The organism is Luteibacter sp. OK325 (assembly GCF_003050935.1).
Classification (GTDB): Bacteria; Pseudomonadota; Gammaproteobacteria; order Xanthomonadales; family Rhodanobacteraceae; genus Luteibacter.
In genome coordinates this window covers 228220-245676 of record NZ_QAOX01000001.1, presented here as the reverse complement: position 1 = coordinate 245676, position 17457 = coordinate 228220, and the positions used below count along the sequence as shown (strand labels likewise).

The following is a 17457-nucleotide window of genomic DNA, read 5'->3' as shown; positions in this document are numbered from 1 at the left end:
TTGGTTACGGGGGCGCCGTTGTACAGGAGGCCGCGCCGAGCCTGGCCTATGGGAGACCCCATGGTCGCAGCGCCCCTCGGCGGGCAAAACGGTCTCCCATTGTATCGCGGAATCCGGATGCAGGGATGAACACACTTTTTTAGGTACTCTCGGGGTTCCGATGACTGCAGAGAGCCCGATGGAAGCCGCCCGCGATCCCGAATTCCTGCCCCACGACGGCCCCCTGCGCGAGGACGTACGCCGCCTCGGCACCCTGGTCGGCCAGATGCTCGCCGAGCAGGGCGGCCAGGCCTTCTACGAGCGCGTGGAGCACGTGCGAACGACCGCGATCCACCGCCGGCGCAGTGGCGCCGCCGTGGATGCGCTCGCCGAGCCGCTGACCGGCCTGGAAGCGGCCGACGCCGAGTCGTTGGCCCGCGCCTTTGCCACCTATTTCCAGGCCGTGAACACCGCCGAACGCGTCCATCGCATTCGCCGCCGTCGCGACTACCAGCGGGAGGGTGGCGCGCCGCAGCCGGAGTCGCTGGCTGCCGTGCTCGCCCGCCTCAAGAAGGACGGGGTCAGCCGCGACGAACTCACCGCGCTGCTCGGCCGTCTCGATGTCGAGCCCGTGTTCACCGCGCACCCGACCGAAGCGGTGCGCCGCTCGTTGCTGGAGAAAGAGCAGGAGATCGTGCGCGCCCTGGTCGACGAGTTCGACCCGACGCGCACACCGCAGGAACTGCGCGACGACGACGCGCGCATCCTCATGGCACTGTCGGCCGGTTGGCAGACCGCCGAGGCCTCGCCGGTGCGGCCGAGTGTGCAGGACGAATTCGATCACGTGGGTTTCTACATCGCGCGGCCGATCTACCGCGTGCTTCCGGCGCTGTACGAGGCGCTGGAGCAGGCCATCGCGGAAACCTACGGCGAAGGCGTGACCATTCCGCGTCTGCTGCGTTTCGCCACCTGGGTAGGTGGCGACATGGACGGCAATCCGAACGTTAACGCGGAGACCATCGCAGCGACACTCGGTGCGCAGCGTTCGCTGGTGCTCGAACGTTACCTCGACGACACGGCGGAACTGGGCCGGCTGCTCAGCCAGACCGACGACCGGGTGGCGCTCGACGATCGGCTCGTGCGCCGCCTGGAGCGCTACCACGAAGAACTCCCCGACGCTGCGGCGCGCATCCGTCCGCGCCATGCGGACATGCCGTACCGAAGCTTCCTCAAGTTCGTTGCTGCGCGGCTCGAAGCCACACTGCACGAGCAGACCGGGGCCTATGCCTCCGCCGACCAGTTCATCGATGACATCGGGCTGATCGAAAAAAGCCTCGTTGCCCATGGTGGCAAGCATGCCGGCGCCTACGCCGTCGGCCGTCTTCTCTGGCGCGCACGCACGTTCGGATTTCATCTGGCGCGCCTGGATGTACGCCAGGACGCGCGCATTCACGACGAAGCATTGTCCGCCTTGCTCGATGACGCGGAGTTCGCCAATCACGACACGCCAACGCGCGTGAAGACGCTGCGTCCGTATGCGGCGGGTGAGCGCAACTTCGTCGCTGGCGACGACCACGAGGCGGCGACGATGTTGCGCGAGGTGTTCGCCACGCTGGCCGATTCGCGCAAGCGTTACGGCCAGGAAGCGACGGGGCTATACATCATCAGCATGGCCGAGAGCGCGGCCGACGTGCTTGCCGTACTGGCGCTCGCGCGTCGGGGAGGCCTGGTCGAAGACGGTCGCGTGCCGCTCGATGTCGCTCCCCTGTTCGAGACCATCGACGATCTCGCCGGCGGCGCGGAGACCTTGCAGGCATTGCTCGACGATCCGGTGTACCGGGAGCACCTGAAAGCGCGCGGCGATCGCCAGTGGGTGATGCTCGGCTATTCGGACAGCGGCAAGGACGGCGGCACCCTGGCCTCGAAGTGGAGCCTGCAGCGGGCCCAGGTCGATCTTCTCGACGTGGCGGCGAAGGCGGGTATTCGCGTTGCGTTCTTCCATGGTCGCGGTGGCTCGGCCAGTCGCGGCGGTTCACGCATCACGCCGGCCCTGATGGCTTCGCCGCGCGGTTCGGTCGGCGGTGTGCTGCGCGTGACCGAGCAAGGCGAAGTGATCCACCGCAAGTACGGCATCCGCGCGCTCGCCGTGCGCAATCTCGAGCAGACGCTGGGTGCGGTGATGCGCGCTTCGCTGCGCCCGCGCGAGGTGGAAGTGCGCGAAGAGGCCTGGAAGGACACCATGGCGAAGCTTTCCGCGGAGAGTCGCAAGGCGTACCGCGCCTTCGTCGATACCGAAGGCTTCGTCGACTATTTCCGTGGTGCCACGCCCATCGACGTGATCGAGCGCATGACCCTGGGATCGCGCCCGGCGCGCCGCCGCAGCATGAAGGGCGTGGAAGATCTCCGTGCGATTCCCTGGGTGTTCTCCTGGACGCAGTGCCGCGCCGTGCTTACCGGCTGGTACGGGTTGGGTAGCGCCCTGGAAGTCGTGGCGAAAGAATGCGGTGAGGAACACCTCGTGCACATGGCACGCGAATGGCCGTTCGTGTCGACGATGCTGGACGACGTGGAAATGGTGCTGGCGAAGGCCGACATCGACATCGCCGAAGCGTTCTCGAAACTTGCCGGGCCGCTGCATGAGCGCTTCTTCCCCATGGTCCGCGCCGAGTTCGAACGGACCGTGGCCTGGGTGCTGAAGCTCAAGGGCGCCGATGAACTGCTGGCCGGCGACCCGCGCCTTGCCACCTCGATCCGCCTGCGCAACCCGTACGTCGATCCGATGAGCCTGCTCCAGGTCGACCTGCTCAAGCGCTGGCGCGCGACGGGCGGCAAGGATGACGCGCTGCTCAATGCCCTCGTGGCCTGCGTCAACGGCGTATCCCAGGGCCTGCAGAACACCGGCTGAGCCACTGCCGTAAAAGTCGATGAGACGGCGGCTTTCGCCGTCTCATCGCGCAAAGAGAATCCGCTTCGGGCCTAAAGTCCCCCTGAAGTCTGCCGACAACGCCGGTGTAAGGGCATCCGCAAGGGATGCCCGAGGACTTCGCAAAGGCACCGTATGAACAGCATCGTCAATCGCGCCACGGCGCGCAGCATGAGCGTGGGCGCCCGCCTTACGCTGCTCGTGGTCGGCATCGTAGCCGTCGGTGTCGCGGTGCTGACCATCGTCGTGACCACCATGGTCTCGCACGAGCTCGAGACGCGTGCACGCGACGATCTCGAACGGGGCAACCGCGCCATCATCGCCACGGTGAATACCTTCAGTGGTGCGTTGCTGGCCGAGTCGGATCGCTTCCTCGGCCTGTTCAAGAGCTATTACCCCGGCACGTTCACAGTGGACGACAAGCACCGAGTGATGATGAGCGGCCACACCGTGCCCACCCTGTTGCATGACGGCAAGGCGCTCAATGGCGACTTCACCCAGGTGGACGAGTTCTCCGCGCGTGCACACGTTGTCGCGACGCTGTTCGTCCGTGACGGGCCGGACTTCATCCGGGTGACCACCTCGCTCAAGAAGGAAGACGGCTCGCGCGCGGTCGGCACGTCCATCGACCACGCCCACCCGGCCTTTCCGCAGCTGTTGTCCAACAAATCGTACGGCGGTCCCGCCGTCCTGTTCGACCGCCCCTATATCACGCGCTACGAGCAGATCCATGACGCCTCGGGCAACGTAGTCGGCGCCTGGTTCGTCGGCGTCGAGATCACCAGCGAGATGGCCAATCTCTCCCAGGAAATCGCCGCCATACGGATTGGCCAGAGCGGCTACTACTCGGTGATCGACGCCAGCGCCGGCAAGCGCTATGGCACGTTCATCGTCGATCCGATGACAAAGGATGCCGCGATGAGGGCCGACGGCGCCGCCCTCAAGATGATGGATGTCGATGGCCAGCCTGTGTTCGGCCGCATGTTGTCCGGCAAGCACGGAGAGCTGCATTACAGCGCGAGCGTGGACGGTCACACGGTGAACCGCCTCGCCATTTACGCCACCGATCCCGCCTGGAGCTGGCTGGTCGCCGGCACGGTGGACATGGATGAGCTGTATGGCCCGGTGAGGCATCTGCGCATGGTCGCGGTCGGCACCGCCGTCGGCATGGTCGCGGTGCTTTGCATGCTGCTCTTCGTTGCGATCCGTGCGCGCATCACGCGGCCGTTGTCGCACGCGGTCGAGGCGGCCAGGCGCCTGGCCGAGGGCGATCTCACGGCGCGGCTGGAGTCCACGCGCGGCGATGAGATCGGCCAGTTAATGCGTTCCATCGACGGCATCGGCGACGGCCTTGGCGATATCGCCCGGTCCGTGCGCAAGGCTACGGCAAGCATGACGGGAAGCACGTCGGAAATCGCGGCAGGTAACGCCGACCTGTCGACGCGTACCGAAACCCAGGCGCACGAGCTGCAGATGACGGCGTCGAGCCTCGACGAGCTGACGCGTACCGTGCGTGACAACGCGACCAACGCGGCGCGTGCAAGCACGCTGGCCGAGCATGCCAGCGTTGCCGTGCAGCAGGAGGCCGGTGCGATGCAGGAAGCGGTCGAGGCCATGAACGGCATCCAGACCTCGGCCCAACGCATCGCCGACGTGATCGGCATCATCAACGGCATCGCCTTCCAGACCAACATCCTGGCGCTGAACGCGGCTGTCGAAGCGGCGCGCGCGGGCGAGCAGGGCAGGGGCTTTGCGGTGGTGGCGGAGGAGGTACGCAACCTGGCCCATCGCAGCGCCACGGCGGCGAAGGAAATCGAATCGCTGATCACTGAATCGGTGGAGCAGGTGGACGCTGGCCACGGCCTGGTGACCGAAGCGGGCCGCAATATGGCCACCGTGCTCGGTCGCATTCGCGACGTGGCCGACCTGATGGGCAACATCAGCCGGGCGACGAACGAGCAATCCGAACAGATCGGAAGGATCAATCATGCCGTGTCACGCATGGATGATTCGACCCAACAGAATTCGGCACTGGTGGAAGAGGCGGCTGCGGCGGCGAAGAGCCTGGAAGATCAGGCGGGTGAGCTGGCGCGGGTGGTCGAGGTGTTTCGGCTGTAAGCAGGAGCATCGCCGCTGAAGCGGCTCCCACAAAAGGCCGCTTGCGGTCGCGGGCGAGCCGGGCTTTATGTGGGAGCCGATTTATCGGCGAAGGGTGCTCGCGATCACGTATGTCGCCCGATCACCCTTCCAGCTCTCCCCACCGCGCGAACGCGGTATCCAGTTCGGCCTGTACCTTCGCCAGTTCCTCGTTGCCACGCGTAATCGCCGCAGCATCCTGCTGGAAGTACTTCGGATCGTTCATCGCCGCGGTGCGCCTGGCGATTTCCGTCTCGAGTTCCTCGAGCTTCGCTGGCAGCAGGTCCAGCTCGCGTTGTTCCTTGAACGACAACTTTTTCTTCGGCGCCGAGGCGGGTGCCGGTGCCGGAGCCGCCACTGCGGCAGGTGCCACGTTGGTTTTTGCATTCGACGCACGCGCCGCAGCGATGATCGGCTTCTGGCGCAGCCACTCGGTGTAGCCGCCGATGTACTCGCCGACCTGGCCGTCGCCCTCGAGCACCAGGGTGCTGGTCACCACGTTGTCGATGAAGTCGCGGTCATGGGACACCAGCAGCAGCGTACCGGTGTAGTCGCCAAGGAGCTCTTCGAGCAGCTCCAGCGTTTCCACGTCGAGATCGTTGGTCGGCTCATCCATGACCAGCAGGTTGGATGGCTGGGCGAACAGCTTGGCCAGCAGCAATCGGTTGCGCTCGCCGCCGGAGAGACGGGTGATCGGCGCACGCGCACGTTCCGGCGAGAACAGGAAGTCCTGCAGGTAGCCGATGATGTGCTTGCGCTGGCCGTTGAGCTCGATGTACTCGCGGCCCTCGGCCACGTTGTCCAGCGCGTTCATGCTGTCGTCCAGCGTGGAGCGGTGCTGGTCGAAGTAGGCGATCTGCAGGCCGGTGCCGAGGGTGACTTCACCCTGTTGCGGCTTGAGCTCGGCAAGCAGGATCTTCAGCAGCGTGGACTTGCCTGCGCCGTTCGGGCCCATGATGCCGACGCGATCGCCGCGCATGATCGTGGTCGAGATGTCGCCGAGTAGCGTACGGCCGCCGTAGGCCTGGGTGATGTGCTTGGCATCGACGACCTTGCGCCCGCCCGCCTGCGCGACGGCAAGCGTGATCTTGGCCGTGCCAGACTGTTCGCGGCGTTCGGCGCGCTCGTTGCGCAGCGCCTTGAGTGCGCGCACGCGGCCTTCGTTGCGAGTGCGTCGTGCCTTGATACCCTGGCGGATCCAGACTTCTTCCTGGGCCAGTTTGCGATCGAAATGCGCGACGGCCTGCGCTTCCGCATGGAGGCGCTCTTCGCGGCGGCGCAGGTAGTTGTCGTAGTCGCCCGGCCAGCTGGTGACGTTGCCGCGGTCGATCTCGACGATGCGCGTGGCCAGCGAACGCAGGAAGCTGCGGTCATGGGTGATGAAGACGATGCTGCCGCTGAAATTCTTCAGGAAAGTTTCGAGCCAGGCGATCGCCTCGATGTCGAGGTGGTTGGTCGGCTCGTCGAGCAGGAGCAGGTTGGGATCGCGTACCAGCGCCTGGCCGAGCAATACACGACGCTTCATGCCGCCTGAGAGGTCGGCGAAATCGGTATCGGCTGGCAGCTCGAGTCGCTCGATCACCTGCTCCACGCGGGACTCGAGGTCCCAGGCGTTCAGTGTTTCGATCTTCGTCTGGACTTCGCCCAGTGCGTCCATGTCGCCTTCTTCCAGCGCGTGATGGTAGCGGGCGAGCAGATGACCCAACTCGCCCAGGCCATCGGCCACCACGTCGAAAACGCTGCCGGTGGTGTCCTGCGGCACTTCCTGGGTCAGGCGGGCGATCCGCGTGCCGCCCTGCAGGCGGATCTCGCCGTCGTCGGCATGGATTTCGCCGGCGATCAGCTTGAGCAGGGTGGACTTTCCGGCGCCGTTGCGCCCGACGATGCAGACACGCTCGCCGGCATCGAGGGAAAGATTGACCTGTTCGAGCAGGAGCGGGCCGCCGACGCTGTAGTCGACATTGAGGAGTTGGATAAGGGACATCCGCCCATTCTACCCGCCCGGGGGGCCCTTCAGGCTCTTGTAGGAGCCGATTTATCGGCGATCCCGCGGCAGCGGGCCAGGCAGCGGCGAGCACCCATCGCCGATGAATCGGCTCCCACGGAGAGCCGGGTCCCCAGGCGGGGCCGCCATGATCAGGCGGTATCCACCCTGTAGCGCGTGTGCTGGCGCCACGTGACACCGGGTCGCAGGATCGCGCCTTCGGCCTCGGGGCCGTTGATCTGGTCGGGGAAGGCCTGAGCCTCGAGCGCAAAGCCGGCGAACGGGCCGTAGGGATCTTCGCCGCGGCTGGGCTGGCCGGTGAGCTTCTGCCCGCTGTAGAACTGCAGTCCCGGCCGGTCGGTCTCGACACTCAGGCGACGGCCGCTGGATGGTTCGGTAATGACGGCGACCGGTCGCAGCGCCGAACCCGTCGGCCCGCGCGGGATATAACAGTGGTCGAAACCGCCGACCAGGCGCAGTTGCGGATCGGGCCAGTGCAGCCGCGAGCCTATCGGCGCCGCGTCGCGAAAATCGAACGCCGTGCCCGCCACATGCTGGCGGCCGACGGGAATCGCCCCCGCATCGATGGCAAGGAACTCGTCCGCGTCGATCCGGATCACGTGATCGCGGACATCCGGACGGCGGTCGTTGAGATTGAAATAGGGATGTGCGGTAAGACTCAGCGGGGTCGGCGCATCGGAGGTTGCTTTGTATTGCAGGTCCAGCGTGCCGTCGTCGTCGAACCGGTAGCGGAGTTCCACATGCACCTCGCCGGGAAAGCCGCCGTCGCCTTCAGGTGAGACCAGGCGCATCACCAGCGACTCGCCGTCCGGTTCCACATCCCAGCGCTGCAAATGGAAGCCGTAGTGTCCACCGTGCAGGTGGTTGCCACCATCGTTGCGATCCACCTTGTAGTCAATGCCATCGAGTCGAAAACGGCCGCCGCGAATGCGGTTCGCCCAGCGGCCGACGATGGCGCCCATGTACGCGTTCGATTCGATGTACTGCTGCGCCGTGGCATGGCCGAGCAATACCTCGCCCACGCGACCCTGGCGATCGGGCGACTGCCAGGAGAGCAGGGTGCCACCGAGATCGGTGATGTCGATCTGCGCATCGCGTGCGTTGCGCAGGGTCCAGCGGTGGAGCGGTCGGCCGTCGGGAAACTGGCCCCAGGCGGTGGCATTGGATACAGGCATGGATGGTGCGGTCCCTGCGGGCAACGATCAGGTTGCCGCCGTCTTGCGATGGAGGTCGAGGTATTGGCGTGGCGTACAGTCGTACTCGCGCCGGAATACCGCATACATGTATTGCAGTGAGGTGAAGCCGCAGCGCAGCGCGATGTCGGCGAGCGGTACATCCGAGTTGGCGATGAGGTCGCACGCGGTGTCGAGCTTGTGCGTGAGAATCACCTGGTGCACGGTCTGCTTGAGCTCGCGTTTGAAGTGTTCTTCGAGCACCGTGCGCGACACGCCGACGTAATCGGCCACCTGTTCGGTCTTGATGCCGAGGCAACCGTACTGGCGAATGTAGTGGCTGGCGCGCATCACGTGCGGGCTGCGTATCGGATGGAACTTGCTCGACGCCTGCACGTTGATGCCGACCGGCGGCACCAGCACACGCGTGCCGGCGCAATCCATGCCGCGCAGCATCTGGTGCAGAAGGTGAGCGGCCGTGCGTCCCATTTCCTCCGCGCCCTGGATGACCGAGGTGAGCGGAATGCGGGTGAGCAGCTGGGCCATCGGATCGTTGTCGATGCCGACGATGGCGATCTGTTCCGGGACCGCGATGCCGCCCATCACACAGGCCTGCAGCAACTGGCGGGCGCGCGCATCGGTCACGGCGACGATGCCGATCGGCTTGGGCAGTTCGGCCAGCCAGGTCACCAGTTCCTCGACGGCCTGCCCCCAACCGCCGGCACTGGTCGGCGAGCCCTGGTAGACCATGCCTTCCACCGACTCCTCATCCACGATGGCGCGGAACGCGTGCTCGCGTTCGTGGGCCCAGCGGCTGGTGGGATGCGGCGGCAGGCCGTAGAAGGCGAACCGGGTGAGCCCCTGCTCGATCAGGTGGTCGTAGGCGAGGCGAATCAGCCGCGCGTTGTCGGTGGCGATATAGGGCACTTCGGCCGGGTAGTTCGCCGGGTCGTGGTAGGAGCCGCCGATGGCCACCACGGGGATATGCAGCCCGCTCAGCGCCTCGGGCGCTTCGGGATCGTCGAAGTCGGCGATGACGCCGTCGCCGCGGAACTGGCTGATGTCGCGCATGCGGCTGCGGAAATCTTCTTCCATGAAGAGATCCCACTCGACGCGGGTGCTGTTGAGGTAATGCCCAATGCCGGCGATGACCTGGCGGTCATAAACCTTGTTCGCGTTGAATAGAAGGGCGATGCGATGGGGTGCCATGGCCGGGGAAATTACCACGCCACGCGTTAAACGGGTCATGACGCACCGCGGCAAAGAAAACAACGGGAACGGCGAGGGAAATCGCAATTGCGCCGCATACCCCCTGCTCGTCAGCATCGTTGGAATTCGTCCCCACGTTCGTCAAGGAATTGTTATGTCGTACTTTTCCAACATCCCCAAGATCGCCTTCGAAGGCGCCGGCTCGAACAATCCGCTGGCATTCCACCACTACGATGCCGGCAAGCAGGTTCTGGGCAAGAGCATGGCCGAGCACCTGCGTCTGGCCGTTTGCTACTGGCATACCTTCGTCTGGCCGGGTTCGGACGTGTTCGGCGCCGGCACCTTCGACCGCCCGTGGCACACCGCCGGCGACCCGATGGAAAAGGCCCGCGAAAAGGCCGACGCGGCGTTCGATTTTTTCAGCCGCCTGGGCACGCCGTTCTACACCTTCCATGACACCGACGTGTCCCCGGAAGGCGCGAACCTGGCCGAGTACAAGAACAATTTCGCCGCCATGGTCGACGTGCTCGAGAAGAAGCAGGCCGAGACCGGTGTGAAGCTGCTCTGGGGCACGGCCAACGTATTCAGCAACCCGCGCTATGCCGCCGGCGCGGCCACCAACCCGCAGCCGGAAGTGTTCGCCTATGCGGCGACCCAGGTGCGTCACGCCATGGAAGCCACGCATCGCCTCGGCGGCGCGAATTATGTTCTCTGGGGTGGCCGTGAAGGCTACGAAACCCTGCTCAACACGGATCTCAAGCGCGAGCGCAACCAGCTCGGCCGTTTCTTCCAGATGGTGGTGGAGCACAAGCACAAGCTCGGCTTCAAGGGCACGATCCTGATCGAGCCCAAGCCGCAGGAGCCGACCAAGCACCAGTACGACTACGACAGCGCCACGGTCTACGGCTTCCTCAAGGACTTCGGTCTCGAGAACGAGGTCAGGACCAATCTCGAGGCCAACCACGCCACGCTCGCCGGCCACTCGTTCCAGCATGAGGTCGCCACGTCGATCGCGCTGGGCCTGTTCGGCTCGATCGATGCCAACCGCGGCGATCCGCAGAACGGTTGGGACACCGACCAGTTCCCGAACAGCGTCGAAGAGCTGACCCTGGTCACCTACGAGATCCTCAAGGCCGGCGGTTTCACCACGGGTGGCTACAACTTCGACACCAAGGTCCGCCGCCAGAGCAGCGCGCCGGAAGACCTCTTCCACGGTCACATTGGTGCCATCGACGCGCTGGCGCTCAGCCTGGAGCGGGCGGCGAAGATGATCGAGCGCGATGCGCTGGCCGACTTCAAGGCAAAGCGTTACGCCGGCTGGGACGCGGACTTCGGTAGCAAGATCCTGCAAGGTGGCTTCACGCTGGCTTCGCTTTCGGACGAGGCAATCTCCCGCGACATCCATCCGAAGCATGTTTCGGGCGGCCAGGAGTTGCTGGAAAACATCGTGAACCGCTATATCTATGGGTGATATGAAACCCGACATGGACGCTTCGGCACGCATGTACCTCGGTATCGATCTCGGCACCTCCTCCGTCAAGGCGGTGCTCGTCGACGACGCGGGAGAGGTGCGCGCCAGCGCCACCAGTCCGCTCGAGGTCTCGCATCCCAGGGCGCGTTGGTCCGAACAGGACCCCGCGACCTGGTGGGCGGCGACCGAGGCCGCTGTTGCGGATGTTCTCAAGGGAACCGATGCCCGCCGCGTGGCGGGCATCGGCCTCTCGGGGCAGATGCACGGAGCGACGCTGCTCGACAAGTCCGACAACATCCTGCGGCCAGCCATCCTCTGGAACGACGGCCGCTCGGACGTCGAATGCGCGGAGCTGGAGAAGGTGCCCGGTTTCCGCGAGATCACCGGCAACCTCGCCATGCCCGGGTTCACCGCGCCTAAGCTGGCCTGGGTACGCAAGCACGAGCCGGAGGTGTTCAGCCGCGTCGCCAAGGTGCTGCTGCCGAAGGACTACCTTCGCCTCCTGCTCACCGGCGAATACATGACCGACGCCTCGGACGCTGCCGGCACACTCTGGCTGGACGTTGCAAAACGCCAGTGGAGCGATGCCATGCTCGCGGCCACGGGACTCGACCGGTCGCACATGCCGCAGGTGTTCGAAGGCAGCCAGCCCGCCGGTCGGTTGCGCAAGGAGCTGGCCGAGCGCTGGGGCATGGATACGGTGCCGGTGGCGGCCGGCGGTGGTGACAACGCGGCGGGGGCGGTCGGAGTCGGCATCGTCCGTGACGGACAAGCCATGCTGTCGCTGGGCACGTCCGGCGTTTACTTCGCGGTCTCCGATGGCTTTCGCTCGAGTCCGGAGCAGGCCGTGCATAGCTTCTGCCATGCCTTGCCCGATACCTGGCATCTCATGTCGGTCATGCTCAATGCCGCCAGCTGCCTGGATTTCACCGCTCGCCTGACCGGCCAGAAAGACGTACCGGCCCTGCTCGCCGAGGCCGAAGCCCGTGGCCTCAAGCCCGACGGTCCGATATTCCTGCCGTACCTCACGGGGGAACGCACGCCGCACAACGACGCCCACGCACGCGGTTCCTTCACCGGCCTGGGTCCGGACACCGATCGCGCCGATCTGGCCAATGCCACGCTTGAAGGCGTTGGCCTCGGCCTTCTGGATGGGTTGCTCGCGGTGGAATCCACCGGCCTGGTTGCCGAAGAGATCACGGTTATCGGCGGTGGTTCACGCAGCGCCTACTGGATCCGCATGCTGGCCGACATCCTCGGCAAGCGCCTGGTCCTGCGCAGCGGAGGTGAAGTCGGTCCGGCGCTCGGCGCGGCGCGTCTGGCCCGCCTCGCCGTGGACCCGCAGGCCACGCTGGAACAGGTCTGTCCGATGCCTGCCGTGACGGCGACCTACGAGCCCGATGCAGCGCGTCATGCTTATTTCCTGCAAACGCGCCACCCTCTGTTCCGCCGTACCTACGAACAGTTGAAGTCCCTGACTACCGACGCCGTTCGCGGCGACGATTTCCGCCCTTCCTGACGGGCGTTCCATAAAGCACGGAGATAAGCATGAAGCAGAAGGCTCTATACACGGTCCTCGCCGTATCGATGGTCGCCGCAGGCGTATTCGCCGCTCCGCAGGCGCATGCCAGCAAGGAAAAGCCGGTCATTGGCTTCTCCATCGACGATCTGCGCGTCGAGCGCTGGACCAAGGACCGCGACTACTTCAAGGCCGCCGTCGAAGCCAAGGGTGGCACCATCTCGGTTCAGTCGGCCGATGCCAACGAGCAGAAGCAGATCTCGCAGATCGAAGGTCTGATCGCCCGCAAGGTCGACGTCATCGTCATCGTGCCGTTCAACGCCAAGACGCTGACCACGGTCGTCAACGAGGCGAAGAAGGCAGGTATCAAGGTGATTTCGTACGATCGCCTGATCCTCAACGCCGACGTCGACGCCTACATCTCGTTCGACAACGACAAGGTCGGCCAGATGCAGGCTCAGGGCGTGGTCAATGCCGCACCGAAGGGCAATTACTTCCTGCTCGGCGGCGCCCCGACCGACAACAACGCCAAGATCCTCCGCGAAGGCCAGATGAAGGTCCTCAAGCCGCTGGTCGACAAGGGCGACATCAAAATCGTCGGCCAGCAATGGACCAACGAGTGGCTCGCCTCGAACGCCCAGTCGATCATCGAGAACGCGCTCACCGCGAACAAGAACAACATCCAGGGCATCGTTGCCTCGAACGACGGCACGGCCGGCGGCGCCATCGCCGCGCTTACCGGCCAGAAGCTGGCCGGTAAGGTCGCCGTGTCGGGCCAGGATGCCGATCTGGCCGCGATCAAGCGCATCAAGGCTGGCACGCAGACGATGACGGTCTACAAGCCGATCAAGACGATCGCCACCGATGCCGCCAACCTGGCGATCGACCTTGCCCAGGGTAAGACGCCGCAGTTCACCTCCAAGATGAACAACGGCAAGGGCGACATCAACACCATCCTGCTCACCCCGACCCTGCTGACCAAGCAGAACGTCGACCTCGTGGTGAAGGACGGTTTCTACACGCAGGCCCAGGTCGGCCCGTAAGCTAGTGTTAGCGTAAGATCGGCGACGCCCCCGCCTCACGGCGGGGCGTCGCCCTGCTAAAGGAAATATTGGTGAGCGAATACCTGTTCGAGATGCGCAACATCGTCAAGGAATTTTCCGGCGTGCGCGCGCTCAATGGCATCGACCTGGCTGTCCGGCCGGGCGAGTGCGTCGGCCTGTGCGGTGAGAATGGCGCCGGCAAGTCGACCCTGATGAAAGTCCTGTCCGGTGTGTATCCCTACGGTACCTGGGAAGGCGAGATTCTTTTTGACGGCAAGCCCCTGCGCGCGGCATCCGTGCGTGACAGCGAGGCGGCCGGCATTGTCATCATCCACCAGGAGCTGATGCTGGTTCCGCAGCTCTCCGTTGCCGAGAATATTTTTCTCGGCAACGAGATCCGCAAGTTCGGCGGTGTGATGGATTACGACGCGATGTATGCGAAAGCCGATGCATTGCTCGCCCGGCTCAAGCTGAAGGACGTCAACGTCGCGGCACCTGTGATGAACTACGGCGGCGGCTACCAGCAGCTGTTCGAGATCGCCAAGGCGCTGGCCAAGAATGCACGTCTGCTCATCCTCGACGAGCCCTCCTCATCGCTGACTTCCTCCGAGACCGACACGCTGTTGGCGATCATCGAGGACCTCAAGCATGATGGTGTGGCTTGCGTGTACATCTCGCACAAGCTCGAGGAAGTGGCGCGCGTCTGCGATACCGTCACCGTGATCCGGGACGGCAAGCACATCGTCACCAAACCGATGAGCGAGATGACCACGCATTCGATCATCACCGCGATGGTCGGCCGGGATATCGAGAACCTGTTCCCGAAGGTGGACCACGACATTGGTGAGGTGATCTTCGAAGCCAGGCACGTCACCTGCTGGGACCTCGCCAACCCGAACCGCAAGCGTGTGGACGATATTTCCTTCCAGCTTCGGCGGGGTGAAATCCTCGGCATCGCCGGTCTCGTGGGCGCCGGCCGTACCGAGCTCGTCTCCGCGATCTTCGGCGCCTATCCGGGTCGTTACGAGGCCGAACTCGTCCTCGAAGGCAAGTCGATCAAGATCAAGAGCCCCGAGCAGGCGATCAAGGCCGGCCTCTCGCTTGTACCGGAAGACCGCAAGCGCCAGGGCATCGTCCCGTTGCTTGGTGTGGGCGACAACATCACGCTCGCCACGCTGTCGCATTACGCGCACGCGGGCCAGATCGATCGTCAGGCCGAGCTGCAGGTGGTCGAAGCCGAGATCAAGCGGCTGCGCGTCAAGACAGCAAGCCCGGAGCTCGCCATCATGGGCCTGTCCGGTGGCAACCAGCAGAAGGCGGTGCTGACCAAGATGCTGCTGCCCGGTCCCAAGGTGCTGATCCTCGACGAGCCCACCCGCGGCGTCGATGTCGGCTCCAAGTACGACATCTATAAACTCATGTTCGAGCTGGCCGCCAAGGGCGTCGCGATCATCATGGTGTCCTCGGAAATGCCCGAGGTGCTCGGCGTGAGCGATCGCGTCCTGGTCGTCGGCGAGGGTAAGCTGCGTGGCGACTTCAAGAATGTCGGCCTGACGCAGGAGCAGGTGCTCGCCGCCGCTATTTCGCATGCCGCCGAGGGGCCCGCACACGCGGCCTGATCCTCAAACCTTTTCACGCGTTACCAGGGAAGCTCCTCCATGCAGTCGCAGCAAATCCAGCAACTGTTCGTCCGTTACAAGATCCTCGCGCTGCTCATCGCCGTCGCGATCATCTGGGTGTTCTTCCACATCAAGACCGATGCGGCCTTCGTCACACCGGGCAATCTGTCTAATCTGTTCCGACAGATGGCGATCACCGGCATGCTCGCCTGCGGCATGGTCTTCGTCATCATTGCCGGCGAAATCGATCTGTCGATCGGCTCGCAACTTGGTCTGCTTGGCGGCGTGGTCGCCATCCTCACCGTGAACCAGGGCTGGGGCACGTGGACCGCCATCGGGGCGGTGCTGGTGCTCGGCCTGCTGATCGGCGCGGTCAACGGCTACATCGTCACCAAGATGCGCGTGCCGTCATTCATCGTCGGCCTGGGCGGCATGCTCGCCTTTCGCGGCATCGTGCTCTTCATCACTGGCAGCTCCACCATCGCTCCCGCGCCGGACAATCTCATCGCGATCGGGCAGGGCTTCGTCCCGCCTGACGTGTCGAGATGGATCGGCGGGCTGATCTTCCTGGCCATGGTCGCCCTGACCGCGCGCCGTCGCGTGCGCCGCACCAAGCTTGGTTTGCAGCAAGCCGCCGTGTGGATCGACGTGGCGAAGATCGTGGCGATCGGTGCGTTCATCTTCGGCTTCGTGCGCATGCTCAACGACGCCAACGGCATTCCCATTCCGGTGATGATCCTGCTCGGCCTGCTTGCCGTGTTCACCTACGTCTCCACGCAGACCGTGTTCGGCCGTCACATCTACGCGGTGGGCGGCAACATGGAAGCCACGCGCCTTTCCGGCGTGAACGTGGCACGCGTCAAACTCGTCGTGTTCGCGATCATGGGCCTGATGTGCGCCTTCGCCGGCATCATCACCGTGGCACGTACCGGTTCGGGGTCGCCCTCCGCCGGTACCGGCGGCGAGCTCGACGCGATCTCGGCCTGCTTCATCGGCGGCACCTCCATGCGCGGTGGGTCGGGTACGGTCTACGGCGCGCTCATCGGCGCGCTGGTCATGGCCAGCCTCGACAACGGCATGCAGTTGATGGACGTCGACAACTCCTGGCAGATGATCATCAAGGGCGTGATCCTCGTCCTCGCCGTGTGGGTCGACGTACTTTCCGGCTCCAACCGCAACGGTTGATTGCGTCGGGCATCGCCGCTTACCCAAAGCATCGCCGATGAATCGGCTCCCACACAGAGCGAGTCCCTCTCATTGTGGGAGCCGGTTTTTTTGTGGGAGCCGATTCATCGGCGAATGGGTACTGGCCAAAACCATCAGGAAATACCATGGACGACCTTCAACGCCTCCAGGGCACCTGGACCCAAACCCGTTTCGAAGAGAACGGCGTCATCGATCCCCCGGATGTCCACGGCGGCAACGGCGCGATCACCACCATCGAAGGCGATACCTTCGCCGTCCACCTGCCCACGGGCGAATTGCTGCTCGCAGGGCGCTTCATCTTCGACCCGACCACCACGCCGCGTTCGATCACCTGGATCGACAGCATGGGCGATGACACGGGCAAGCTGTTGCCGGCGATCTACGAACTGGACGGTGATTCGTTCGTCTTCGTCGCGGCGGACGAAGGCATGCCGCGGCCGGTTGAATTCGTGACCTCGCCGGGGCTGACATTGCGTGGCTTCGTTCGGCGTAACGCTCCGTAGCTATCGCCGCTGAAGCGGCTCCCACACCGAGCAGAGTCTGCTTTATGTGGGAGCCGCTTCAGCGGCGATGGGTGCCCGCGATCACTTTCCGCCGTTCAAAGCCCGCGCCATCTTCAAATGCTCCTTCAGCGTAGGCAGCGTCTTCGTGGCAAACGCCTGCAGCTCCTTGTTCGAGCCCTTCTCCGCTTCCACCTCGAACATCGCAACAGCCTTCTGGTGATCGGCCACCATCACCTTGGCAAACTCCTTGTCGAATGCCGCCCCGTTGAGCATCTTCAGCGCGTTGATGTCTTTCTGGCTCGCCGGCGGCGGCGAATCGGCGAGCGCGTATCCGCGGTCACCCGCGGCGAGGCTCTTTAGTTCCTCGCCCGCCTTGGTGTGATCGGCGACGATCTGCCGGGCAAAGGCCTTCACCTTGTCCGAGCCGGCGTTGGTCTCGGCCAGCTGTCCGGCCTCGATCTCAGCAGCGCCCGCACCGCTGGCGTTGGTGACGAAGCCGGCGTCGGTCGGCGTGCCACCCTTGGAGTCGGTGTGCTGGGCGAACGCGGCCATGGGCATGGCGGCGACGAGGAAGGCAGTGGCCATGAGGCGGGGCAGGGTGCGTGACATGGTGGCTCTCCGTAGACGAGCCTCAGATGTCGCACCCGGGCCATGAAATGGCTGTGACCATAA

12 protein-coding genes and 1 riboswitch are annotated in these 17457 nt (G+C 64.7%); of the genes, 8 read left to right on the top strand and 4 right to left on the bottom strand.

Annotated features, from left to right (window positions below; genetic code table 11):
- Positions 1-3: 3 nt before the first annotated feature.
- A riboswitch (S-adenosyl-L-homocysteine riboswitch) is annotated at positions 4-84 on the bottom strand.
- Positions 85-178: 94 nt separating this feature from the next.
- Together ppc and C8J98_RS01025 are read left to right on the top strand one after the other, a co-directional pair.
- Positions 179-2884 carry a phosphoenolpyruvate carboxylase gene (gene ppc / locus C8J98_RS01030; protein WP_107910076.1) on the top strand — a complete coding sequence of 902 codons (2706 nt, stop codon included), beginning with the start codon at positions 179-181 and terminating at the stop codon, positions 2882-2884.
- A 153-nt stretch (positions 2885-3037) separates the two neighbouring features.
- On the top strand, positions 3038-5020 hold the full coding sequence (locus C8J98_RS01025) for a methyl-accepting chemotaxis protein (RefSeq protein ID WP_107910074.1): 1983 nt from the start codon (positions 3038-3040) through the stop codon (positions 5018-5020).
- A 121-nt stretch (positions 5021-5141) separates the two neighbouring features.
- On the opposite strand, the gene C8J98_RS01020 is transcribed toward C8J98_RS01025, so the two are convergent.
- From C8J98_RS01020 to C8J98_RS01010, 3 genes are all read right to left on the bottom strand, one after another.
- On the bottom strand, positions 5142-7022 hold the full coding sequence (locus tag C8J98_RS01020; RefSeq protein WP_107910072.1) for an ATP-binding cassette domain-containing protein: 1881 nt from the start codon (positions 7020-7022) through the stop codon (positions 5142-5144).
- A gap of 152 nt (positions 7023-7174) precedes the next feature.
- The gene (locus C8J98_RS01015; RefSeq protein WP_107910071.1) at positions 7175-8218 is read right to left on the bottom strand and encodes an aldose epimerase family protein; all 1044 of its coding nucleotides are present in this window, start codon (positions 8216-8218) and stop codon (positions 7175-7177) included.
- A 27-nt stretch (positions 8219-8245) separates the two neighbouring features.
- Positions 8246-9463, bottom strand: a complete 1218-nt coding sequence (locus tag C8J98_RS01010; RefSeq protein ID WP_233260065.1) for a XylR family transcriptional regulator — start codon at positions 9461-9463, stop codon at positions 8246-8248.
- A gap of 115 nt (positions 9464-9578) precedes the next feature.
- Between C8J98_RS01010 and xylA the strand changes: the two genes are divergently transcribed.
- The 6 genes from xylA to C8J98_RS00980 all read left to right on the top strand — a co-directional run bounded on the left by xylA (position 9579) and on the right by C8J98_RS00980 (position 16785).
- Positions 9579-10895: a xylose isomerase gene (gene xylA / locus C8J98_RS01005; protein WP_107910067.1), complete on the top strand. Its 1317-nt coding sequence runs from the start codon at positions 9579-9581 to the stop codon at positions 10893-10895.
- 13 nt (positions 10896-10908) lie between these two features.
- Positions 10909-12414 carry a xylulokinase gene (xylB, locus tag C8J98_RS01000; RefSeq protein WP_343125711.1) on the top strand — a complete coding sequence of 502 codons (1506 nt, stop codon included), beginning with the start codon at positions 10909-10911 and terminating at the stop codon, positions 12412-12414.
- 29 nt (positions 12415-12443) lie between these two features.
- Entirely contained in the window at positions 12444-13457 is a 1014-nt protein-coding gene (gene xylF / locus C8J98_RS00995; protein WP_107910065.1) for a D-xylose ABC transporter substrate-binding protein, read from the top strand.
- A gap of 71 nt (positions 13458-13528) precedes the next feature.
- Entirely contained in the window at positions 13529-15076 is a 1548-nt protein-coding gene (locus C8J98_RS00990; protein ID WP_107910063.1) for a xylose ABC transporter ATP-binding protein, read from the top strand.
- A gap of 39 nt (positions 15077-15115) precedes the next feature.
- Positions 15116-16261 carry a sugar ABC transporter permease gene (locus C8J98_RS00985; RefSeq protein WP_107910061.1) on the top strand — a complete coding sequence of 382 codons (1146 nt, stop codon included), beginning with the start codon at positions 15116-15118 and terminating at the stop codon, positions 16259-16261.
- A 146-nt stretch (positions 16262-16407) separates the two neighbouring features.
- Complete coding sequence (locus C8J98_RS00980) at positions 16408-16785, top strand: TIGR03067 domain-containing protein (RefSeq protein ID WP_107910059.1); 378 nt, start codon at positions 16408-16410, stop codon at positions 16783-16785.
- Between the two features lie 81 nt (positions 16786-16866).
- Here C8J98_RS00980 and C8J98_RS00975 read toward each other — a convergent pair whose 3' ends face one another.
- Entirely contained in the window at positions 16867-17394 is a 528-nt protein-coding gene (locus C8J98_RS00975; protein WP_107910057.1) for a DUF4142 domain-containing protein, read from the bottom strand.
- Positions 17395-17457: the final 63 nt, after the last annotated feature.